A 23,427-nucleotide genomic window follows, 5' to 3' on the forward strand; every position below is an offset into this window, starting at 1 on the left:
GCGGCGGCTATCGCGAGGTCACACGGCCAAGGAAATCGGTGAGCGCGCGGCGGTCCTCGGCCGAGCCGATTCGCTGCTCCGGCATCTTGGTGCCAGGGGTGTAGGCGTTCGGCCCAACCTCGAACAGCTTCGCGACCGTCTCCGGCGTCCAGATGATGTCCATCGTCTTCAGGGCATCGGAGAAACGGTAGCCCGGGAGCGATGCAATCTTCCGGCCATACAGCCCGGCAAGCGTCGGCCCTGCGCGCTGCACCTCCTTCTCCGACAACGTATGACAGGCAACACACGCCCGAAACACATCGGCACCATGATCGCCGGCATAGGCGGCGAGCGGATCGGGCGGTGATCCTGCCAGGTTCGAGCCGACGGGGTCGCCGGTGCGCGCATTCCAGCGTCTGATCTTGCCGTCCGCGCCCCCCGTCAGCAGCGTCGCGCCATCCGGGAGGAATGCGACCGACCACACCGGCGGACCAGGTCCAGCCAATGTTCGCAGCAGGCTACGCGACTTGCGATCGATGATCGCCACCGTGCCGCCGATGCCGGCCGCAGCAATCAACGTGCCGTCCGCCGACATTGCCAAAGCCACCACCGGCGTCGGACTGGCCGCGACCTCGCCGCTGACTTTGCCCTCCCCGGTCAGCATGCGCAGCCTGCCATCGACCGCAGCCGTGATGATTTCGCCATCTGGCGCCACGGCCACGGCGTTCAGCGGCGCCGGCAACGTCACGATTTCGGGCTGGCCATCCGGCAAATGCCAGATGCGCAGCGTAAGATCGTAGCCGACGCTGACAAGCCTGCCGTGCGGGGTGAAGGCGACGCCGTTGACGTTCTGCGAATGCCCTTCGAGCACACGCGAGGTGCCATCCGAAAGCGACCAGAGCCGCACCGTCCGATCCCACGACGCCGATGCGAGGAGCGAGCCATCGGGCGACACGGCAAGCGCCACGATCGGCGCGACATGTCCCTCCAGGACGCGGTCCGGCTGAGGCCGGCCCGCCGTCCAAACCGCGATCCGTGCATCCGCACCGGCCGTGATCATGCGGCGGTCCTTCAGAAGGACGACCGCGTTGATGCCATCAGCGTGATACCGCAGCACTTGCTCTGCGGTATCCGCCTTGAGTGACCAATGGATCGCCGTCGTGTCGAAGCTCCCGGACAGAAGCTCGTCCCCGTCGGGGGAGACGGCAAGCGCCCGTACGGGGCCGCCGTGTCCCGCCATCTCGGCACGCGCGGATGCGACGGCAAAGATGACCCACAGCGCGGCGGCCATCTTCGCGCACAAAGATGATCTGGTCATTCCTGGCCGGTCCTGGTCACATTCACGCTCGCAAGATTGCCAGAACAGCCGGCAGAGATGAATATCCGAACCGGCCTATTTGGCCGGCGCCGTGGTGGTCTTCGACGATCCCTCTGGCGCAGCCTGCATTCCAGGCGGACTCTGACCTTGGGGACTTTCGGCGGGCGCGCCACCCGATCCTGTATTGATTGGGCCGGTCCAGCCTTGCGGCTGTGCCTGGCCCTTGTCCTCGGGCGGGGTTTGCGCAGCCGATGGACCGGGCTGTGCGGGTTGCGCGCAGACGCTTCCGGAAAGGCAAAGTGCCGCGAAGCACAAAGTCGTTGTCAGCAATTTCACGCGGGATCCTCCCATATTCATACTGAACTGGGCCGGGCCGCCTTCCGTTCCGAAGCGTGCACCGCAATAATCAATTTACGCATTCGTCGCTTGAACGCCGACAAAGCTCGGACGGACGCTCGTTTCTGACTGCTCACGTCAAGGATGTGTCGTATAGATGGCTTAATGTTCCGATCGACGGAGTCTGAAGATGAAGGCCTTTCTGCTTGGCTGTGTCGCGGCCGTATTGATCGCGATTGCGGGGATGGTGATCTTGAATAGAGTCCAGGAGCCCGTCGCCCAGGCGTTTGCTACGACCGGCGTGCGTCTCTGACGGCCATCCCAATCGGGCTCGACGGAAGCGAGCCAGCCCGGCGTGATCTCAGTCGCGCTTCAGCCCGAGCGCCTTGACGATGGGAGCGAGGCGGGCCAGCTCCTCCTCGACCAGGCGCTGAAACTTGTCGGGACCTGAATCGACGTCCGGCTCCAGACCTTGCGAACGATAGCTTTCCTGCAGCTTTGGATCAGCCATCGCCGTACGGGTCGCAGCCGCGATCCGCTCCACGATCGTATCCGGGGTCGCTCTTGGAGCGAACAAGCCGAACCAGCCGGCGTATCCGAGGCCGGGCATGCCGGCCTCAATCACCGTCGGAATGTCCGGCGCGCCGCTCAACCGCCGATCGCTCGTCACGGCAATCAACCGCAACTTGCCCGCATGATGCAATTGCAGGATCTGGCTTGAGACCACGGCAATGACCGAAGAGATCTGGCCACTCACGAGGTCGTTGGTCGCGGGCCCCATGCCCCGATAAGGGACGTGGACGAAATCCGCGGCAAGGCCCGATTGCTGTCTGAACATCTCCCCGACGAGATGATTGCCGGTGCCGATGCCCGGAGTACCGTAGGAAAGCGTGCCCGGATTGGCCTTGGCGAAAGCTATCAGCTCCCGCAGGTCCCTGACCGGCAAGGAAGGATGAACCGCGAATGCGAGCGTGCTGATGATCAGTCGGTAGATGGCGCGGAAATCGCGAACCCCGTCATAGGCCGACTGCGCCGAGGACAACGGAATCATCACCTGCGTGCTGCCATTGCCGAGCAGAAGCGAATAGCCGTCAGGTGCGCTCTGCGCCACCGCGGCGGAGCCGATGGCGCCGCCGGCGCCGCCGATATTCTCGACATAGATCGGTCCCAGCAGCGAGGCCGTCCTGTCGGCCCAGGGACGGCCGATCTGATCGCCCGCGGCGCCGGCCGTATAGGGAATGACCAGCCTGATGGGCCGGGAGGGGTATTCATCCGCGGCCGCGCCAGCGGGCCAGGCGGCCAGCGCCGCGACCCGCGCCGCCGCATCGAGCAATTCTCGCCGTGAGAAGAGGGGCATCGTCTTTCGTATTCCGGATCGTGCTGACCATGTTGCACGAATGAGGACTTTAAGAAATTGGTAACGATACAAACGCGGTTGAGCGCAATAATGCAAATCGCACGCCGCCGATGTTTCGCCCGCAACGACCCTGCTATAGAACGCAGCGACCGGTCGGTCGATCGTCGCGAATGCCTGGTTTCCTTGATTGCGCATGAACAAGCTCAGCAACACGTTCGACATCGTCATCGAGCCGGCGTTCGACTTTCTGTCCCCGGAATATGCCGAGCTGTTTGATCGCTCGGTCGCGACCGCGTTCCAGCATCCGATCTGGTTGCACAGTCTCTACACCAGGCTCGCCTCGGATGCCGGCGCAACACCGCTGGTCGTCGTCGTCCGCCACCGCGCGACGGGAGCTCTTGCGATGGTGCTGCCCCTGCTCCGGATCCGGCGCGGTCCGATCCGAACGGTCGAATTCGCCGACCTGCGCGTCTCCGACTATCTGGCACCGGTTTGTAGCTCCGACGTATTTTCGCAACTGCTCGATGACGCGGGTGCATGCGCGCAGATTCGGCGCCTCGTTCGCCCTTTCGATCTGCTCCGAATGACCAAGCTGCCCGACAGCCGGCTTCCGATCGAAAATCTCCTGGCTGCATCCCGCCGCGTATCGATGGACACCAATGCCTACGCCACGGTTCTCGTCGCGCCGTTCGAGCAATGGCGGGCCAGCGCGCTCGATCGCTCCTATCAGAAGGAGCTCGCAAAGAAATATCGCCAGCTGCTGAAAAAGGGCGCGCTGAGCTTCTCATGCTGCGACGACAGCGCCGCCGTGCTGGAGGCACTGGAGGTGATGAAGAAGTTTCGTGGTCCGCGGTTTCAGGCCCAAGGCGACGGAGACCTGCTCCAGCGTCCGGAATATTTCGGCTTCTATTCCGACGTGGCCCTTCGTGGTCTCGGCACCTTTGTCCGCCTCTACGCCATGAAGATGGACGGCGAAGTGATTGCCGCCGTGCTCGGACTGTGCCATCGGGACAGCTTCCTCATCATCATGAGCGCCTTCGACATTGCCGGGTACAAGAGCCAGTCCTTGGGCGCGCTGATGTTCGAGCAGGTGGCGCGCGATTGTATCGAGCGCGGCGATCAGATGCTCGATTTCACCATTGGTGACGAGCCCTACAAGAAATTGTTCGGTGGACAGCCGTCGCCGATGTGGGCGGTCACGCAGGTCGGCAGCGCCGCGGGCGCCGTCGCCCTGTTCGCGCTGAATCAGGCGCCCTGGCTGAAGCTGGCGGCCAAGCGGCTATCGGACTTGCGGCTCCTGCCCGCCCGCACCCCGACGCCCACGCGCTGACCGACGGCGGGCGAAGCGCTACAGAGCTCAGGCACGCAGCGCGCCGCGAACACGTCCAAGCCAGCCCGGATGCATTTGATCGACACGGTGTGTCAGGCTGCGCCGCAGGAAGTGCAACCGCCGCCGTACATCCCAGCCAATATCGTTGCGAGACGTCAGGGCCTGACGGAAGCGCGCCATCTTCAGGGACTGCTGGTCCGCCGCGATCTTGTCGCGATCGGAATAGAACTGAGAGATCTTCTCCTGGCCCATGCCGGCGGTCGTGAGCCATCGCGGCACATATTCGGTGCAAAGACGATCGACGTCCACCAGCAGGCGCGCGACACCCGTGCCGGCGGCGGGGCAATTGGTCTGGAACGCATCGCCAATGAGCACGATTCCGGGCTGGAGATGTCCTTCAACCACGGTCAGATCCATCACCCAGTTCTGGACCCGGTCGGTGACGCGGAAATCGCCGAGATAGGGCTGCAATCCCGGCAGCAAACGCAAGACCGTCGCTTCCGGCTCGCGACGCAGCTCGCGCATGATCGGATCGGTCGGGTCGCGGAACATGAAGAGATTGGCCCGCATGCCGCCGCGGACAGGAAACAGGCTGAGATAATCGATGCCGTCAGCCGTCCGCTCGCCATAGCAGGTCAGCGCCTCGAAATCGAACGGGCGACTATCTCGGCGGGCAATCGTGAAGCCGAACGAGACCGAGTGGCGCTCGGCGAGCACGCGGCGCCGGATACCGAGTTTGTAAGCAAGAGCTCCCGCCATACCCGTGGCCAGAACGACGAGGCGCGCAGTCACGTGCCGTCCGGAGGCCAGCTCGAGATGCTGGACGCCGTCGCTGCAGCTGATCGCGGTGACCTCGTCGACGATCAGGCTGGATGGATCGGGCATCTGGCTGCGCGCCATGGCCACGAGATCGGCATAGGGAAATCCGTAGGCCTGGCCGACGCTGACATCGACCACCTTGCCTTCCCGGATGTTGAGCACCTGATCATATCGACAGGCAACCTTCTCAAGCGCATCGAGGAAGCCCAGCTTGCGCAGCATCGCCAATTGATGGCCGCCGATCTTTTCGACCCTGAATTCGTCCGGATAGACCGCCCTCTTGTCGATCAGGGCAATACGATGCCCCGCCCGCGCCAGCACGGCCGCCGCGAGCGATCCCGCAAGGCCGCCGCCGACGATCGCGATATCCGCGACGGTTCTCGAAGTGCCAGCTGTGGCGATCGGCTCGGTCACAGTTCTGTCCGCCGTCATGATCCAGGCTCCCACGGTCAACTAAAGTCGCACGTGCAATTCTCTGGCCTGATGTCGCAGCGCCGGACCAAACGCGATCATTTCTCGATATCGAGGTTAACGGAGCGGAGAGCCGGTTGTCCCGACATAACCGGCACGCCTCTTGCTGAGGATTCTCGGTAGATTCCGGTTTCTGGCAGCTTGAGGGCCGATACGGGCGAGCCAACCCGCATTCAAACGGCCGATCTCGCCGTTCTCAGCCGTCGATGCGGTGCTACGCCGTCATTCGGTCCGGGCCGGGCCTTGCTCTATTTGAGACAATGAGGACGACGATGTTCCACAGTGAAGCAACCGGCATCACCGCGATGTCGCCGCCGCCGGGATCCTGGACGCCGCCGATTAACACTCGCGGTTTTTCGGCATGCTAGGTTGCCGCCCGTACCGGAACATGTCTCTTCAGGAGAGAGAGCAGCTCCTTAAGCTTCCATGATCGAATCCATCCTCCAGTTGTTGCGGCGCGACGTCACGCGCGGTGTGGTCGGGACCATCCTCCTCAAGGTTGGTAGCGGCGCGCTTGCGTTTGCGTTGTTCTCGCTGGCGGCACGAACGATGTCGCCCGATGGCTTCGGTATCTTTGCGACCTGGCTTTCGGTGGCCCAGATCGCCGCCGTCGTGGGACTGGTCGGTCAGGAATCGTTGCTGGTGCGCTTCCTGAACGAGTATCAAGTCGGCAACAGGCCAGACCTGATCAAAGGTGTCCTGCTATCGAGCTTCAAGATTACCTCGGTCGCCATGCTGATTGTGATCGCGGGGATCGCCATCGCGGCCAACATGAGGGGCGACTGGTGGCTGCTCATACTTGCGGTGTCCGTGTACACGGCCGTCAACGCCGGCGTGATGCTTGGCAGCCAGATCGCACGTTCGCTGGTCAGCATTCTCATGGGCGAAGGAAACCGCGAGCTGTTCTGGCGGGTCATCGTCGTCCTCTTCCTGGTCGCCATGCTGTTCGCTCACCGGCAACTCGATCCCGCCGAGTTGATCGCGGTGATGACAATTGCGATGTCGGTCGGCCTGGCTGCGCAGATCATTTCGATTGCGCGCGTGCTGCCTGATTTGCGCGGCACCGCGGCCCGCTCCGAAACGTCGCGCTGGCGGTCGAGCGCCCTTCACTTCTGGATCGCATCCATCCTTGAAGTCGCAAACCAGTATTTCGACGTCATCCTGGTCTACTGGATGCTGGATCCGGCGACGGCCGGTATCTACTTTGCCGCCTCGCGCCTGGCCAACATCTTCGCCATGGTGTCCGCGGCGCTGTATACGTTCGGCGCGCGCCGGCTCCCCTCGCTGTATTTCAGCAAGAACCATCGTGAGTTCGAGCGAACCTTGCGGTTGATGGCGGAGGTGACCGCGCTATGCGTGGCCGCCGGGCTCGCCACGATCTGGATCGGCGGCCCCTATCTCCTCAACCTGTTTGGACCTCATTTCACCGAACAGCATTCGGTCCTCATCGTCCTTGCAATCGGAACGGCGATCCAGGCCGCAGGCGGCCCTTCCGCTGCGATCCTGCAGCTGACCGGCCATGAACGAATTTATGTTCCCGTCGTTGCCGCCAATGTCGCGCTGCGTCTCGCGGGATTTCTCGTCCTCATTCCCTGGCTCGGCGTGCTTGGCGCGGCGATTTCAGCCACAGTATCTCTGGCGCTCGCGACCATAGCCCTGAACGTGCTCTGCCGCCGGCGGTCAGGGGTCGATCCCTCAATTCTCGTGCTTTTGCGCTTCACCGCCATGAAGCGCGGCAATTATGCAGTTCGCGGCGCCGACTCCGGTGACTAGCCGGCGTTCACGCGTCGGCGGCGCGCAAGATCGCTTGGTTAACACGCTCGCTGCGCACCATCCGGGGAACCAGCGAAATAGCTGCACGAATGATGTCGACGGTCGACCCCGCATTAACTCCGTTTGTGGCTAGTCGGTGTCCACGCGATGCCCGCATGATAGGTACGGAGTTAAGAAGGTGAAGATTTCGTTTCTCTAGCGGGTCGGGATCCGTGCTGCATTATCAGCCGAACAAGGAATTGGGCGAGACGACCGCGGCAGCATCCGCGTGGTCAAACGGCAGCGAACGGAAGCCGCATGTGCTTCTCGCGCAAACGCAGGCCGAGAACGCCGGTGCGCAGGAGATCTCCAGGCTGCTCGGCGCCGGGCTGACCGCGCGCGGCTATCGCGTCACCAATCTGTTCTTCTTCCGCAAATCGGATTCCTTCGACGAGCCCCCCGATACGCTGTACTGCGCGCCGAGCCGGCCGGGCAATCCATTCGCGCTGCTGCGGATGCTGTGGACGCTCGCTCGCCATATCAGGACCATCAGGCCCGACGCCGTCCTGACATTCCAGCATTTCGGCAACGTCATCGGCGCCGGCGTGACGCGCCTCGTCAGCCGCGCACCTGTGGTCGCCAATCAGGTTTCATCCGCGTTGGCGATGAGCTGGCCGGTCCGCACCGCCGACATCGTCATGGGCAGCCTCGGCTTCTTCGACAGCATCACGCTCAATTCGCAGGACATGGAACGCGAGTATTCGCGTTACCCCGCGGCCTACCGTTCGCGCATGGTGCATGTGCCGCACGGCTTCGATGACAAGGCCCTCACCCTGTCGAAGGACGCCGCACGACAGAAGTTCAATCTGCCGCCGGATCGCGTCTTGCTCGGCTGCGCGGCGCGGCTGCATCCGCACAAGCGGCTCGACATGGCGATACGCCTGTTACCGGATCAGCCGTCCTGGCACCTTGCGCTCGCCGGCCAGGGCGCCGACGAGGCCCGGCTGAGGCAACTGGCGGACGAGTTGAAGGTGTCGGACAGACTGCATTTGCTCGGGGAAATTCCCCCCAGCCGAATGGCGGACTTTCTCGCCTGTCTGGACGTGTTCGTGTTCCCGACACAGGCCGAAACCTTCGGTCTGGCCGCGGTCGAGGCTGCAAATGCCGGTGTTCCCTCCGTCGTGACCGATCTTCCCGTCCTGCGCGAAGTGCTGTCCTGCGAAGGCAAGCCGACTGCGCTCTTCGTTGATGCCTCCGATCCTGCGAAGCTCTCGGCAGCCGTCTCCAGGCTGCTGACGGACCAACATCTGAGCGAGGCACTGCGACAAAACGCCAAAGGCCTGAGGCTGCGCTATTCGGTAGATGCCATGGTGGAGGAATACGTTCGTATTCTCGGCCAGGTCATTTGACCTGACACGTTGGAATGGGCTCGACATGATCATCGAGTTTCGCTGTGAACGAGAGTACGCGCGGCGGTGGATGGACCGCGAGACGCTGACGATCGACGGCCGGGATGTTCCGGTTCAGATCGCGTGGGCGGCCACGGCCGAGCCGCGGCCCGCGGGTCTCGACGCCCTGTTCGAGCTCGAACGCGTGGTGTTGCACAAGGGCAAGCCCAGCGGCGGCAACAGGCTCGACATCATTCCGCAGCGGACGCAGGTTCATACCGAAACCCCCGACGTGATCGTCGATTTCACCGGCGGCGCGCGCGATCCGAGCAGCTCCGCCCGGCTGTATCTCCGTCCGCTGTTCAACGGCGTTGCAGGCGAAAACGCCGCCCTTGCCGCCATTCTGGCCGGCGACCTGCCGGTGATCGACATCGTCAACGAGGCCGACGGCTCTATCATGGATCGCGGCCATCCATCCGGCGAAATTGCCGCCGGTCTCAGCGGCGCACTCGAAACCGTCATGGCGCGAACCCTGACCATGGTGGCGGCGATCCTGTCGGGAAGGCCGCGTATTGTGCCGCAGCTGGCGCGCCCCGCTGAAAACGGCCCGCACCGCGGACCGGTTGGCTACGTCGCGCGCGGCCTGGCCGTATCGATTGCCAAGGAGATCTATCGTCTCTGCTGCTATGCCCCGCATTGGCATATCGGATGGCGCTTCAATGACGGCGCGGGCGTCTGTCAAACCGGCGATCTATCGGGTCCGAGCTGGAACGTCCTGGAAGATCCCGGAAACCACTTCTACGCCGATCCCTTTCCGATCACGTGGCAGGGGCGAACATTCGTCTTCTTCGAAGACCTCGACCACCGCGTCGGAAAAGGCATCATTTCGGCGATCGAGTTCGGCGACAACGGACCGGTCGGCGAGGCCGTGCCGGTGCTTGAGGAGCCCTGGCACCTCTCCTATCCGTTTCTGATCGAAGACGGCGGCGCGTTGTGGATGATCCCGGAGAGCTCGACCCACGGCGACGTCGCCCTCTACAAATGCGTCCGGTTCCCGGACAAATGGGAGCGGCACGCGACGCTACTGTCAGGCCTCGAGCTGGCTGACGTGACGATCACGCGACACAACGGCCTTCATTATCTGTTCGGCGCCTGGCGCGACGGGACCGCCGGCTACTCGGATTCGCTGGCGATCTATTACGCGGAGCACCTCCTGGGGCCCTGGTTGCCCCATGCCAGCAATCCGGTCCTGATCGACCGCGCGAGCACGCGGCCGGCGGGGAATTTCATCACGATCAACGACAAATTGTGGCGCCCGGTCCAGAACTGCACCGACGGATACGGCGCGGCGCTCGCGCTGGCGGAAGTGGTCGAACTGTCGCCGACGGCCTTCAGGCAGATCGTGCGCCATTCGTTGAAGCCCGGACCGGTATGGCCCGGCAGGAAGCTCCACACCCTGAACCGCTGCGGCCGGCTCGAGCTGATCGACGGCTCGCACGTCCAACTCAAGACCCGCGCCTTCACGACCAGATTTCCATCGGCCACCTCGTCTCCGCGAACCAGCCCATACACCGCCGGCTAGCGCGGGTGGCTGAACAGATCCGTCGTGGCGTCGTTGACCGCGATCTCGACCAGCGCGGGACCGCGTGAGGCCAGCGCTTCGCTCAAGATGCGGTCGACATCGCCGGCATCGGTTATGCGCTGCCCTACGCAGCCCATTCCCTTGGCGAGCGCGACGAAGTCGAGCCCGGGCAGATCGATTCCGGGCGGGCGATGCGCCTGCATGAGCTGGCTGAAGGCGCGCATTGCGCCATAGCCCGAATTGTTCATGATCACGAAGGTGACCGGCAAGCTGCGCTGCGCCGCCGTCCAGATCGCCTGGATGCAGTACATCGCCGAACCGTCGCCGATCAAGGCAACGATGCGGCGACCGGGCCGCGCCAGCGCCACGCCGACCGAAGCCGGCAGGCTGTAGCCAAGTCCGCCACTCGCCATCGTGTAGAAACTGTCCGTGCCCGGCCGCGGCATGAATTGCTGAATTGCGGGCCGATGCGATGGCGCCTCCTCGACAACGATCGCATCCGGCGGCATCAGCGCCGACAACCGGCTGAGCGCATAGGCCGGCGGAATCGGATTTTGTGCGGGAGGCGCGCCGGGCCGTGCCCGCGCGGCCGGCATCTCGCGGTTCGCGATGTCGGGCAGCGCCGACTGAAGCGCGATGAGCGCCTTTGGAAGCGTGCTGATGATGCTATTACCCACGGCCGCGGACGCGGCTTCAGTCGGATCGTCGGTGATCTGCCAAACCGGGGTTCCGTTGTCCAGCAGATCGCATTGTCCCTCGACATGGAAGGTGAACACGGGCGCTCCGACCACGACGATCAGATCGGCCCCGCGCAAGGCGCGCGCGAGCCCACCGGGAGCTGCCGGAAGGAAGCCGGCGAATTGTGGATGCAATTCCGGAAAGCTCGAACGGCTCGACATCGGGCTTGCCCACACGGCCGCCCTCGCCTGTTCGGCAACCGCGACCATCGCCCCGACGCAGGCGTTGCGATCGATGTCGGGGCCGACGACGAAGGCAGGTTTCCGGGCCGCTGCGATGGCCGCACCGAGCCGAACGATCGCCGCCGGGTCAGGCGCAAATTCCGTCGCGATATAACGGACCGGCGGAGCGGCCGCCGGCCGCGCCCAATCGTCCGACGGCACCGACACGAAGGTCGGACCGCGTGGATGCTGCATGGCGATGAGGAAGGCCTGCGCGATCGCTGCTGGGACATCCTCTGCGCGCGCAGGTTCCGCACTCCATTTCACATAGGGCTTTGGAAACTGCTCGGCGTCCTCGGCAAACAGATAAGGCCGCATTCGCAGCAGGCTGCGCGCCTGCTGCCCCGCCGTCACCACCATCGGCGTCTTGTTGCGGAACGCCGTGAAGAGATTGCCGAGCGCGTGGCCGAGCCCGGCCGCCGAATGCAGATTGACGAAAGCCGGCCGCCCCGTGGCCTGGGCGTAGCCATCGGCCATGCCGACGACGCAGCCTTCCTGCAAGCCGAGGACATAGTCGATGTCATCGGGCCAGTCGCCGAGAAAGGCGAGCTCCGTCGAGCCGGGATTACCGAAGACGCGGTCGACGCCAAAGGAGCGAAGCACGCCGAGAGTCGCCTCCCGGACCGTCAGGGTTTTGGAGTTCATTGGAAGATTTCCTTGGGTGCTTCGCTTTCAGGCCCATCAGAACGGATAGTGCTGGGGCTGCGTCTCGATGGTGATCCAGCGCAGATCGGTGAACTCGGCGATCCCGGCCTGGCCGCCGAAGCGGCCGTAGCCCGATCCCTTCACGCCACCGAACGGCATCTGCGCCTCGTCATGCACGGTCGGGCCATTGACGTGGCAGATGCCGCTCTCGATGCGCTGCGCCACCGTCAATGCACGGGCGACGTCGCGTCCGAACACGGCGGCCGAGAGGCCGTATTCGGTGTCATTGGCGAGCCGCACCGCCTCGTCGACGCCGCGCGCGCGGATCACGGAGACGACGGGTCCAAAGCTCTCCTCGGTATAGATGCGCATGCCGGGCGCGACCCGGTCGAGCACGGTTGCCGGAACGACCGTGCCGGCGCGCTCGCCACCCGCGAGCTTGACCGCGCCCTTGCCGATGGCGTCGTCGATCAGTGCGACGACGTGCCTGGCCGGAGCTTCGTCGATCATCGAGCCGACGACGACCGGACCGGAGCGCGGATCCCCGGCCGGAAGCGCGCTCGCCTTCTTCGCGAGCTTCTCGACAAAGGATGCCGCCACCGCTTCATCGACGATCACGCGCTCGGTCGACATGCAGACCTGCCCCTGGTTGATGAAGGCGCCGAACGCGACGGCCGCGACGGCTGCGTCGAGATCGGCATCGTCGAGCACGACCAGCGGCGCCTTGCCGCCGAGCTCGAGCAGCACCGGCTTGAGGTGGCGTCCGGCGAGTTCGGCGATGACGCGGCCGACGCGCGTCGACCCGGTGAAGTTGATCCGCCGTACCGCGGGATTGGCGATGAGGCGCTCGACCAATGCGGGCGCGTCGGCCGGCGCATTGGTCAGAACGTTGACGACGCCGGGCGGGAAGCCTGCGTCCTTGAATACCTCACCGACCAGCCGGTGCGTTCCCGGACAGATCTCGGACGCCTTGAGCACCACCGTGTTGCCGCAGGCGAGCGGCGCCGCCACGGCGCGGACGCCGAGAATGATCGGTGCATTCCACGGCGCGATGCCGAGGCAGACGCCGGCGGGCTGGCGAACGGACATCGCGAGGCATCCCGGCTTGTCGGACGGGATCACTTCGCCCGCGATCTGCGTCGTCAGCGCCGCCGCCTCGCGCAGCATGCCGGATGCGAGCTTGACGTTGAAGGCTGACCAGACCTCGGTCGTGCCGATCTCGGCCATCATGATCTTGATGAAGGCGTCGCGCTTGGCGTCCAGCGCATCGGCCGCCCTCAGCAGCAGAGCGCGCCTTGCGTTCGGGCCGAGCGCCGACCACCCCGGCAATGCGGCGGCAGCCGACGCCACCGCGGCGTCTGCATCCGAAGCCGTCGCGGCGGCCGCACGGGTTGCGACCTCCTGCGAAAGCGGATTGCGCCGCTCGAACACCTTGCCGGTCGAAGCGGCCTGATCTTGTCCGTTGATGAGAAGACTGACGTCCATGAGAACCTCCCTGATGACCTTCTGCTGCCTTGGCCGAGCTCAGCCGAGCAGCCGCGATTTGCTGGTTTCGTGCGCGAAGCCGAGCGCGATCATCGCCGCGAGCGCGAGCGCGACGTAGTATCCGGTGATTGCGTAAGTCGAGCCCGTCTGCGCGAACAGGCTGGTGGCGACGAGCGGTGCGATACCGCCGCCGAGCACCGTGCCGAGCTGTTTTCCGATCGACACGCCGGTGAAGCGGATGCGGGTTGGAAACAGTTCCGGGAAATAGCTCCCTTCGGTGCTGAACATCAGGGGATGGATTACGCCCGCAGCCAGGACCACCGCACCCGTTATCAGCAGCGTGTCGCGGCTCGCGACCATGCCGTAGAACGCGAACATCGAGGCGGCCGCGAGCACGACGCCCGCCAGGAACAGACGCTTGCGTCCGATCCGGTCCGACCACGCCCCGATCAGCGGCATGGCCACGAGCCCGACGAGGTTGGCGAACAACACGGCTTGCGTGATCACGTCCTTCTGAACACCGAGCTGACGTGTCGCGAAAGAGATGGTGAAGATGGCCGTCAGGTAGAAATAGGAGGTCTGCGCCATCTCCGCGAAGAACACGATGAGGATCGGCCGCCAATGTCCCCTGATGGCCTCGACGGCCGGCACCGCCCCGGACTCCTCCGCCTCGCGAAACGTCGCGCTCTCCTCGATGCGCCAGCGCATATAGACGCCGAGCGCGACCAGCACCGCGCTGATCAGAAACGGAACGCGCCAGCCCCATGACAGCAGATCCGCCTCCGGCAGCCGCGAGATCGCGAGCGCGGCAAACGAGGCGAGCACGACGCCGATGGGGCCCGCGGCCTGGATCACCGCCGCCGAGAAGCCGCGCCGGTGTCCGGGCGCCGTCTCGATGGCCATGAGGATTGCCGCGGTGGACTCGCCGCCGAGCGCAAAGCCCTGCAGGAAGCGCAATGCGACGAGCGCGACGCTCGCGATAACGCCTGCGCTGGCGTAGGTTGGCAACAGTCCGATCGACATGGTCGCAAGTCCCATCAGGAGCAGCGTGCACAACAGGACGGATTTGCGTCCCAAGCGATCGCCGAAATGGCCGAACACGAGCCCGCCAAGCGGACGCGCCAAGAATCCGACGGCAAATGTCGCGAACACCGCAATCGTGGCCGTGAGCTGGTCGAACTTGGGGAAGAAAAGCTGATCGAACACCAGCGGCGCAATCAAGCCGTAGATGAAGAAATCGTACCATTCGATCGCGGTGCCGATGGTGCCGGCGATCAGGATGCGCCGGCGGCTGCTCGCCGTCTGCTCGACGCCGAGAGCAGTGGCGGCATGATCGTCGTAATCCTCAAATGCTCTTGTCGCCATGTTGTCCTCCTCCGGTGTTGTCGTCGTCTTGTTATCGTTGGCGCACCGCCGCGTTGAGTGCGGCGGCGGAAATCGGTCAGCTTGCCAGCCGCGCGCCGTCGTTCGCATCGCGTCCGAGCGCGCGGGCAAGGACGCGCCCGATCGTCCCGGCCTGCGACGCACTGCCGCGCCAAGCGACGATCTGGTCCGGTCGGATCAAAGCGAGGTCGGCGTCATAGAGGTCGCGCAAGGACGCCGGCAGCGTGACGAGCTTCAAGTCGACCCCGAGCCCACGGACGGCATCAGTCATGCCTGCGTGAGCCGACGCAGTGTCGCCGAACTGGAGCAGTGTCCATTCGAACCCGAACAGGTCATACAAGGAGGCGCCGTCTTCCAGCCACGCATGCGGCGCGCGGCCGCCGGGACAGGCGCTGGGAACGTAGACATTCGCAGCATCGGGCGGCGGCTGGCTGCCATCGGAGACGATGATCGGAGATCCGTCGTAACGCCCGCCGAAGGTGATGCCGGGGATGTTGAATTCGGCCCGGGCGTGCTGCTCGAGATAGAGGCCTGCCGCCCGCCGCGCCTCGCTGCCCTCGTCCGTGGCGTCCTCGATCTCCGGCGCCGGCGCGAAGAGACCAAGGGAGTCCGCGAACCGCCGTGCGTAGTCGGTGTTGCGGAGCGCCACCGGCCGCCGCTCGATCTCGTAGCTGTCGAGCAGCGTCGCCGGACTCACGCCCTTGACGACACTTGCGAGCTTCCAGCCGAGATTGACTGCATCCTCGATCGCGGTGTTGTAGCCGAGACCGCCGGTCGGCGTGAACAGATGCGCCGCGTCGCCGCCGAGGAAGACCCTGCCCCGCTGCATCGCGTTCGCGACCAGCGCGTGACCGGCGGTCCAGGTCAGGAACGACAGCACCTCGCAATCAATCGGCGCGCCGCAGGCACGCTGGAACGCAGCCTTGGCTTCGTTGATGGTGATTGCGCTCTCGTCTTCACCCGGCCGAAGCTGCGTGTGAAACGCGAATTCGTCGCACCCGTTCACCGACGCCATGAAGGCGCGGCGGTCGCCGTTGAAGCAATTGTACATCCACGCTTTGGCGTGCGGGATGCTCGCATAGAAGTCCGGCGCGCGGAGATACACCGCCAGCATGCGGCCGCCCATGAAATCGCGCTGCGTCCCGGTCTCGCCGCCATAGACGATGCCGAGCGATTGGCGGACGATCGAGCGCGGTCCGTCCGCACCGACCAGGAAGTCGGCTTGGACCTGAAAGCGGCTGCCGTCATCGAGACATTCGACCTCGCCGACGATGCCGTCATTGCTTTCGGTGTAACCGGCGAGCCGGTGGCCATAGTGGAGCTGGATTCCGGCAAGCCGCTCGGCATGGCGGCGCAGCACCGCCTCGACATATTTCTGCGAGACGCGATGCGGCAGCTCTGCCGCGCTCCAGGAGCCGGATAGGCCCTTGATGAGCTCACCCGCGCGCGACGACGACGGCAGCGCAAAGCGCGCCAGTTCGTGACCGGCATAGCGAGTGAAATACGCAACGTCGGTCGGGTAGTCCGCCGGCAAGCCCTCCCGCCTGATCTCGTCCGCAAAACCCAGCCGCCGATAGTGCTCCATCGAGCGCGCCTGCGTCGCGTTGGCTTGCGGATTGAACGCGGTACCCGGCTTCTCGTCGACCAGGAGCGCGGACACGCCGCGCCGGCCGAGTTCGTTGGCCAGCATCAGCCCGCAAGGCCCCCCGCCCACGATGAGCACCGACGCTGTCAGACGTGTTTCCAAGACCCTTCTCCCTACCAGCATTATCTTGCATGGTAAGGAAGCCTGACGATATAGTCAAGTAACCTGACTATTCGACGTCGTCCAACGTGTCGAACTTCGCGCCATAGACCGCCAGCCCCTTCAGGATCGCGTCCATCGTGGCCTTGCCGAGCTCGGTGCGCATCTCCTGCTCGGCGATGTCGACTGCGTCGCGAAACGCGTCGAGCCATTTGCGTCCGGCCGGCGTGAACATGACGATGCGGGCGCGCCGGTCGGTCGGGTCCGCGATCCGATCGACGAGGCCGAGCTCGGCACATTGATCGACCAGCTCGCCCATCGCCTGCTTGCTCATGGATGCGCGCCGGGCGAGTTCGGTGAGCCTCGTCCCCTCCACGTCGAGATTGCGGGTCAGACTGACATGCGCAATGCGCGTCTCGTCGTGTCCCCGTTCGCTCATCAATGCGAGCACGCGCCCTTCGAAGCGCCGCACGGCGTTGTTGAGCAGGCGACCGATATTGGCATGCCGCCACGCGGTGCCGGATATCTTGGCTTTCACGAGATCTGCTTCCGATTCGACCGGGTCGAGGTTGCGCGAAGCTAACACAAGAGGCGGCCTGGCGCGCTCGGACAGCCGATCGGCGCGTATCGCGGCGGGTCTGACGTGACGGGCGGCGCGGATCAACACGCCGCCCGTGATTTCGTGGATCGAGCGCTCCCGGCGAGAGACTTATTGAGAGCGATCCGAGGTCCAGCCCTTGTACTGGGCGACGTTGTCCCTGGTCACGAGCTTGGAAGGCAACAGCTCGACGGTCGAGGCCGGCTTCTGGCCATTGAGGATGCCGACACCGACCTGCACGGCCCGCCGCGCCATGAAGAACGGATCCTGCGACGCCGAAGCCTGGATCTGCGGCGACTGCGGATCTTTCAGCGCGGCCTCGATATCGGGCGCGCCGTCGACCGCGGTGATGACGATGCCGCTGCGGTTCTGCTGGCGCGCCGCAAGGTCGGTGCCGATCGCCTGCGGATCGTTGATGGCGAAGATGGCATCGATCTTGGGGAAGCGGGTCAGATAGCCCTGCGCGACGGTGAGGCCGCCTTCGCGCGAGCCTTTGCCGTCCTGGTCGTTGGACAACACCTTGATGCCGGGATTCTTCGAAAAGACATTCTTGCAGCCGACGACGCGGTCGATCACGGCGGAGACCTGCGGCCCGTTTTCGATGATGACGTCGCCCTTGCCGCCCAGCTTGTCGACGATGTACTGGCAGGAGATCTCGCCCGCCTGCACGTTGTTCGTGGTCACGGTGGCGTCGGCGCCTTCGGCCGCGGTGTCGACCGCAACGACGACGATGCCTGCGGCTTGCGCCTTCTTGATCGCCGGCCCGATCGCCTTGGGATCGCCGGGGTTGAGCAGGATCAGGTCGACGCCGGCAGCAATGAAATTGTCGATCTGAGTGACCTGCTTGCCGAGGTCGTATTCGAAGCCGACCGCCGTGATCTTCACATTGGGATTGGTCTTCTTTGCCTCGAACTCGGCGCCCTTCGACAGCGCGACAAAGAACGGGTTACCCATCGACCCCAGCGAGACGCCGATCGACTTGAGCTCCTTGGCGGAGGACGGCGCGGCGCTAAGAACAAGCGCCGTCGCGGCGCCGGCGAGCATGATCGTCTTCAACATGGACTTCCTCCCTGGTCTGTCTTCATCCCCGGCACGGCAGACCAGTTGCCGCAACGGAAGCTTGCATCGAGCCATGCGCGCTCATATGCGCGCACCAAACCCTTCACGTTCTGGCAGCGCTTTCATGTTCTGGCCGAGCCTTGCAGCCGGTAGCGATCGAGCGCCACGGCGCCGATGATCACCAGACCCTTGATGACATATTGCCAGATGTCGGAGACACCGACGAGGATGAGGCCGTTCGACAGCACCGCGATGATCAGCGCGCCGACCAGGGTACCCCAGATCGAGCCGATGCCGCCGACGAACGAGGTACCGCCCAGGATCACCGCGGTGATCGCATCGAGCTCGTAGGATTGGCCGAGCTGCAGGCCGTTGGCGGCATAAAGCCGCGCCGCCTGCATGGCGCCGCCGAGCCCGGCGAAAAGCCCTGAAACACCGTAGACGAAGATCAGCACGGCCCAGACCTTGATGCCCGCAAGCCGCGCCGCGCTCTCATTGCCGCCCACCGCGTAGATGTGCACGCCGAGCACGGTCCGGCGCAGCACCAGCCACGAGACCAGGATGACGAGCAAGGCGATCACCGAGAGCCACGGGATCGACGCGACGCCGGGAACGAGCGTCAGCGAGCCGTTGCCGATGAACGCGTAGGGAATGGACGGATTGAACACGGTGGTGTCGGCGCCGAGCAGTCGCGCGAGGCCACGCACCGCGGTGAGCGAGCCGAGCGTGACGATGAAAGGCGGCAGGCGGAGCAGCGCGATCAGCGCGCCGTTGACGACACCGAAGCCAAGACCGGTGAGCAGCGCGGCCGGCAGCCACAGCACTCCAAGCTCCGGCAGCTTGGAGAGCGTCAAGCCGGCCATCGCGGAGGCCGCCAGGATCGAGCCGACCGAGAGATCGATGCCACCGGTGAGGATGACGAAGGTCATGCCTGCGGCAAGCACGGTGTTCACCGCGGCCTGCTGCAACACGATGCCGAGATTTTGTCCGGTGAAGAAGCGTCCCTCGGACAGGAAATGGAAGCCGATGCAGAGAATCAACAGCACCGGCAGCATGCCGAGCGCGCTGATCAGCACCCTCACCCGCTGGCGCTTTGTCTCGGCGGCAGCAGCATTGGTCGTCGTCGGGGCGGACTGGATCTCCGCAGCACCGTTGTCAGGCATCGAGATGCTCCATCCCCGTGGCAAGCGCCATGATGTCTTCTTGTGTCAGCGGCGAATTGGGGCCGCGCGTCACCTCGCCGGCGATGTGGCCGGCCCGCATGACGACGACACGGTCGCAAATGCCGATGATCTCGGGCAGGTCGGACGAGATGACGAGGATGGCGGTGCCGGCCTTGGCCAGATTGTCGATGATCGAATAGATCTCGGACTTGGCGCCGACATCGACGCCACGCGTCGGCTCGTCGAGGATCAGGACCTTCGGGGCGATGGCGAGAAGCCGGGACAGCAGCAGCTTCTGCTGATTGCCACCGGAGAGGCCACCGGCTGGGACGCCGACATTGGCAGCGCGGATGCTGAGGCCTGCGAAGGCCCTGTCGGCGCGCTCGCGCGCCTTGTCGCGGTCCAGGAACCAGCCGAGCTTCGCATCGCGGCTGAGCACCGCGAGGTTGATGTTGTCCAGACACGACATGTCCAGGAACAGGCCGAGCGCCTTGCGGTCCTCGGTCAGATAGGCGATGCCGGCCTCAAGCGCCTCGCCGGGGGTGCGAATCTCGACCGGCTGGCCCTCCAGCTCGAGGCGGCCGGAGGTTTTGGGCAACGCGCCGATGATGAGATGCGCAAGCTCGGTGCGGCCGGCGCCGATCAGGCCCGCGAGCCCGACCACCTCGCCCGCATGCACGGTGAGCGAGCAGCCCTTGACGCGCTGGCCATCGGCCATGTCGATCGCTGCAAGCACGGGGTGCCCGCGCCCCGCGTCGGGATCGTGGTCCTTCTTGTAGAACGAGGAGACGTCGCGCCCAACCATCAGCCGCACGATGGTGTCGGCACGAATTTCGGGCTTGTCGAGCGAGCCGACCAGGCGGCCGTCGCGCAGCACGGTGACGCGGTCGCCGAGCGCGTAGACCTCGTCCATGCGATGCGAGATGTAGATGATGGCGAGCCCCTCCGCCCTGAGCTGGCGGATCAGCGCGAACAGCCGCGCACTCTCGCCCGCCGACAGTGCCGTGGTCGGCTCGTCCATGATCAGGATCTTTGATCTGGCGTGCAGCGCGCGCGCGATCTCGACCAGCTGCCGCTGGCCCATGGACAGATGCGCCACCAGCGTCGATGGCAGGAAGTCTGCGCCCAACCGCTTCAAGATCGGACCGACGCCCTCGCGCATGACACCGCGCGCCAGCAAACCCGAACGCGATATCTCCCGTCCGAGATAGATATTCTCGGCAACGCTGAGATTGGGAGCGAGCGACAGCTCCTGATAGATGATGGAGATGCCCGCCGCGCGTCCGCCGAGCGGACCTTCGATCCGTACCGGGTGTCCTTCGATGCGGATCTCGCCGCCGGGATCGGGTTTGTAGGCGCCGGACAAAATCTTCATCAGCGTCGACTTGCCGGCGCCGTTCTCACCCATCAAGGCATGAATTTCGCCGGCATAGACAGTGAGATCGACGGCACGCAGCGCCTTGATGCCGAAAAAGGATTTTGAGACCCCGCGCATCTCGAGGATCGGATCGTTCATCGTGCCTCCCGACGCACAATGCGTTTCCCACCCGCGTCTCAACCTTCTTGTCTGCGCGGTTTGGTCATTAAACAAAAGCGAGCGACGCAGGGCAATACCGAAGGCCAGTATACCGAAGTATGCAAACCAGATTGGGCCAGCTAGTGGCGCGGCCGATACAGTTCGCGCCACGCGGGAAGCCGCTTGGCATAGGCATTGACCAGCCCGGCGTCGGGTTCAAACGTCTCGATGCGCTGCGGCCGGGTGCACACGGCGGCGATCGCCTCACCCGTGACAGCAAGTCGCCCCAATCTCGCCGCACCGAACGCCGCGCCGGTCTCACCTCCGGCAAAGCGATGGACTGGAACATTCAGCACGTTTGCGAGAACCGAGAGCCAGAATGGCGACCGCGACCCACCGCCAATGGCGTCGGCTTCCGCAATCGCAATGCCGGCATCCGCGAGCGCGTCGCGGCAATCGGCCAGCGCGAAGGCGACACCTTCGAGCACCGCCTGCACGATCGCCGTTCGGTCGGTGCCATGGCTCAAGCCATCGAGCATGCCGCGCACGGCGGGATCGTCGTGCGGCGTCCGCTCGCCCGCGAGATAAGGCAGGAAACTCACCGGCGACGGAGCCTGCGGGCGCGATCCCAGCGGTGCCAGCAACTCGGCCTCGGTGACGCCGAACAGGCGCGCGGCCCAGGCCAGGCAGGAGGCGGCCGACAGGATCGCGCCGGCCTGAATCCACATGCCGGGAATGGCGTGGCAGAAGGTGTGCACGGCGCGGTCCGGGTTAGCTTCAATGGTGCCGGTCGGTGCCAACAGGGCACCCGATGTTCCCAAAGATACGAAGGCGGTTCCCGGCCGGATCGCGCCGATGCCGACGGCACCCGCCGGATTGTCGCCGGCACCGCCCGCGATCACCGGCTGCCCGGTCATGCCCCAGCGCCGCGCCAGCTCACTCCGCAGCCTTGCTGCGGGCGCGCAGCCCTCGACCAGACGCGGCATGTGCTCGCGCGTCAGGCCGGTCGCTTCTAATGCGGCGTCCGACCAGTCCCGGCGCGCGGCGTCGAGCCATAGCGACCCCGATGCATCCGAGACGTCCTCGACCGCCTCGCCCGATAGCACCAGGCGCAAATAAGCCTTTGGCAGCAGCACGAGCTTGGTCGCTGCAAAAATGTCGGGCTCGTGGGTCGCGATCCAGAGCAGTTTTGGCGCGGTGAATCCCGGCATCGCCTTGTTGCCTGTTATCGCGCGCAAGGCGCGCCAGCGTTGCTCCAGGACACGACACTCCGCGGCGGCACGTCCGTCGTTCCAGAGGATGCAGGGCCGTAAGGGCCTTAAGCTCGCATCGAGCAGCGTGGCGCCGTGCATCTGGCCGGACAGCCCAATGCCTGCGACCGCCGCCATCGCGCCGGCATGGCTCGCCTTCAGGGCATCCAGCGTGGCGAAGGTCGCATCGATCCATTGCGCGGGGTCCTGCTCGGAATGACCGGGCTGCGCCGAGGCGATCGTCAGCGCCCGGCTCTCGCTTGCAATCACGCGCTGGGCGTCGTCGACGAGAACGGTCTTGACTGCGGAGGTGCCGAGATCGATGCCGAGATACATGGATGCTTCCCACTCACTTCGCCGCGTCGATCCAGATCCCCGGCTCCGAATGCTCGCGGATGTAGCTGACCAGGAAATCCGAGAAGACCCTGATCTTGGCCGGCAGCCTAACGCGGTTTTGGTAGGCAATGTTCATGGTGAGCAGCGGCAGCTGCCAGTCCCTCAGGACGGGCACCAGCCGGCCGGCCGCGATATCGCCCTGCACGATGTAGAGCGGTTGAATCAGGATGCCGAGCCCTGCACGCGCCGCGCCGCAAATGATCTGGCCGTCATTGCTGTCGAGCGTCGGCGCGATCCGCACCGTCTGCGTCGTGCTGCCCTGGCTCAGCCGCAGCGAATAGGGATCATTGGCGAGATTGTAGATCAGCATGTCGTGACGGGCGAGATCGGCAGGATGCTCAGGCCGGCCGTGCTTCTCCAGATAGGAGGGAGCTGCCGCCAGCACGCGGTGCATCTGGCCAATGCGGCGGACGATGATGTTGGAATCCGGCTCGTGCTCGCGCGTGCGGATCGCGACGTCAATGCCGGCCTCGATGAAGTCCAGATACCGATTGGCACTGATGATCTGCACGCTGAGATCCGGATAGAGCGCGCGGAAGGCCGGCAGCATCGGCGCAAGATAGATCATCGCGAAGGACAGCGAAGACGTGACGCGCAGCATGCCCTTCGGCGACAAGGCGCGGTCGGAGACGGCGTCCTCGGCTTCGGCGAGCTCGTTCAGCAGCGGGCTGCAGCGTTGCAACAGCTCCTGTCCTGCCTCGGTCAGCCATTGCCGGCGCGTATTGCGCTCGATCAGCCGGATCGCAAGCCGCTCCTCCAGCGCACTGAGATGACGACTCGCGGCCGCGTTCGACATCCGCAGGATTTCGGCAGCCTTGGAAAGGCTGCCGAGTTCAGCAGTCTTGGAGAAGACCTCGAGTTGGAGTAGCCGGTCCATTTTTGCGGAATTAGGAAAAG

Annotated in this window: 18 protein-coding genes; 5 read left to right on the forward strand and 13 right to left on the reverse strand. The window is 64.9% G+C overall.

Annotated features, from left to right (window positions below; genetic code table 11):
• Positions 1-7: 7 nt before the first annotated feature.
• Positions 8-1,297, reverse strand: coding sequence for a c-type cytochrome (locus tag XH84_RS27145; protein ID WP_128922538.1), 1,290 nt, complete (start codon positions 1,295-1,297; stop codon positions 8-10).
• Positions 1,298-1,823: 526 nt separating this feature from the next.
• Between XH84_RS27145 and XH84_RS41470 the strand changes: the two genes are divergently transcribed.
• On the forward strand, positions 1,824-1,946 hold the full coding sequence (locus XH84_RS41470) for a hypothetical protein (protein ID WP_283810252.1): 123 nt from the start codon (positions 1,824-1,826) through the stop codon (positions 1,944-1,946).
• Between the two features lie 48 nt (positions 1,947-1,994).
• Here XH84_RS41470 and XH84_RS27150 read toward each other — a convergent pair whose 3' ends face one another.
• The gene (locus XH84_RS27150) at positions 1,995-2,990 is read right to left on the reverse strand and encodes a Bug family tripartite tricarboxylate transporter substrate binding protein (protein ID WP_128922539.1); all 996 of its coding nucleotides are present in this window, start codon (positions 2,988-2,990) and stop codon (positions 1,995-1,997) included.
• A gap of 193 nt (positions 2,991-3,183) precedes the next feature.
• Here XH84_RS27150 and XH84_RS27155 point away from each other — a divergent pair, with 193 nt between their 5' ends.
• Positions 3,184-4,320, forward strand: coding sequence for a GNAT family N-acetyltransferase (locus tag XH84_RS27155; RefSeq protein WP_128922540.1), 1,137 nt, complete (start codon positions 3,184-3,186; stop codon positions 4,318-4,320).
• Positions 4,321-4,347: 27 nt separating this feature from the next.
• Here XH84_RS27155 and XH84_RS27160 read toward each other — a convergent pair whose 3' ends face one another.
• Complete coding sequence (locus XH84_RS27160) at positions 4,348-5,571, reverse strand: FAD-dependent oxidoreductase (RefSeq protein ID WP_128922541.1); 1,224 nt, start codon at positions 5,569-5,571, stop codon at positions 4,348-4,350.
• 465 nt (positions 5,572-6,036) lie between these two features.
• On the opposite strand from XH84_RS27160, the gene XH84_RS27165 reads away from it, so the two are divergent.
• From XH84_RS27165 to XH84_RS27175, 3 genes are all read left to right on the forward strand, one after another.
• Positions 6,037-7,383: a lipopolysaccharide biosynthesis protein gene (locus XH84_RS27165; protein ID WP_128922542.1), complete on the forward strand. Its 1,347-nt coding sequence runs from the start codon at positions 6,037-6,039 to the stop codon at positions 7,381-7,383.
• Between the two features lie 212 nt (positions 7,384-7,595).
• Positions 7,596-8,771: a glycosyltransferase family 4 protein gene (locus tag XH84_RS27170; RefSeq protein WP_128922543.1), complete on the forward strand. Its 1,176-nt coding sequence runs from the start codon at positions 7,596-7,598 to the stop codon at positions 8,769-8,771.
• Between the two features lie 25 nt (positions 8,772-8,796).
• A complete protein-coding gene (locus XH84_RS27175) occupies positions 8,797-10,332 on the forward strand; it encodes a glucosamine inositolphosphorylceramide transferase family protein (RefSeq protein WP_128922544.1) in 1,536 nt (511 codons plus the stop codon).
• On the opposite strand, the gene mdlC is transcribed toward XH84_RS27175, so the two are convergent.
• From mdlC to XH84_RS27225, 10 genes are all read right to left on the reverse strand, one after another.
• On the reverse strand, positions 10,329-11,936 hold the full coding sequence (mdlC, locus tag XH84_RS27180) for a benzoylformate decarboxylase (RefSeq protein ID WP_128922545.1): 1,608 nt from the start codon (positions 11,934-11,936) through the stop codon (positions 10,329-10,331). The genes XH84_RS27175 and mdlC overlap by 4 nt on opposite strands.
• A gap of 36 nt (positions 11,937-11,972) precedes the next feature.
• Positions 11,973-13,421 carry an aldehyde dehydrogenase gene (locus XH84_RS27185; RefSeq protein ID WP_128922546.1) on the reverse strand — a complete coding sequence of 483 codons (1,449 nt, stop codon included), beginning with the start codon at positions 13,419-13,421 and terminating at the stop codon, positions 11,973-11,975.
• 39 nt (positions 13,422-13,460) lie between these two features.
• A complete protein-coding gene (locus XH84_RS27190; protein ID WP_128922547.1) occupies positions 13,461-14,786 on the reverse strand; it encodes an MFS transporter in 1,326 nt (441 codons plus the stop codon).
• 76 nt (positions 14,787-14,862) lie between these two features.
• Complete coding sequence (locus XH84_RS27195) at positions 14,863-16,572, reverse strand: FAD-dependent oxidoreductase (RefSeq protein ID WP_128922548.1); 1,710 nt, start codon at positions 16,570-16,572, stop codon at positions 14,863-14,865.
• A 46-nt stretch (positions 16,573-16,618) separates the two neighbouring features.
• Entirely contained in the window at positions 16,619-17,086 is a 468-nt protein-coding gene (locus XH84_RS27200) for a MarR family winged helix-turn-helix transcriptional regulator (protein WP_128922549.1), read from the reverse strand.
• A 171-nt stretch (positions 17,087-17,257) separates the two neighbouring features.
• Positions 17,258-18,205, reverse strand: a complete 948-nt coding sequence (locus XH84_RS27205; protein WP_164936640.1) for an ABC transporter substrate-binding protein — start codon at positions 18,203-18,205, stop codon at positions 17,258-17,260.
• 122 nt (positions 18,206-18,327) lie between these two features.
• A complete protein-coding gene (locus tag XH84_RS27210) occupies positions 18,328-19,368 on the reverse strand; it encodes an ABC transporter permease subunit (protein WP_128922551.1) in 1,041 nt (346 codons plus the stop codon).
• Positions 19,361-20,884 (reverse strand): sugar ABC transporter ATP-binding protein, encoded by a 1,524-nt coding sequence (locus XH84_RS27215; protein ID WP_128922552.1) that lies wholly within the window; start codon positions 20,882-20,884, stop codon positions 19,361-19,363. Before XH84_RS27215 ends, XH84_RS27210 begins: the two co-directional genes overlap by 8 nt.
• Before the next feature lie 140 nt (positions 20,885-21,024).
• Entirely contained in the window at positions 21,025-22,470 is a 1,446-nt protein-coding gene (gene xylB / locus XH84_RS27220) for a xylulokinase (RefSeq protein WP_128922553.1), read from the reverse strand.
• Positions 22,471-22,483: 13 nt separating this feature from the next.
• Complete coding sequence (locus tag XH84_RS27225) at positions 22,484-23,407, reverse strand: LysR family transcriptional regulator (RefSeq protein WP_128922554.1); 924 nt, start codon at positions 23,405-23,407, stop codon at positions 22,484-22,486.
• Between the last annotated feature and the right edge of the window lie 20 nt (positions 23,408-23,427).

Source organism: Bradyrhizobium nanningense (assembly GCF_004114535.1).
Classification (GTDB): domain Bacteria; phylum Pseudomonadota; class Alphaproteobacteria; order Rhizobiales; family Xanthobacteraceae; genus Bradyrhizobium; species Bradyrhizobium nanningense.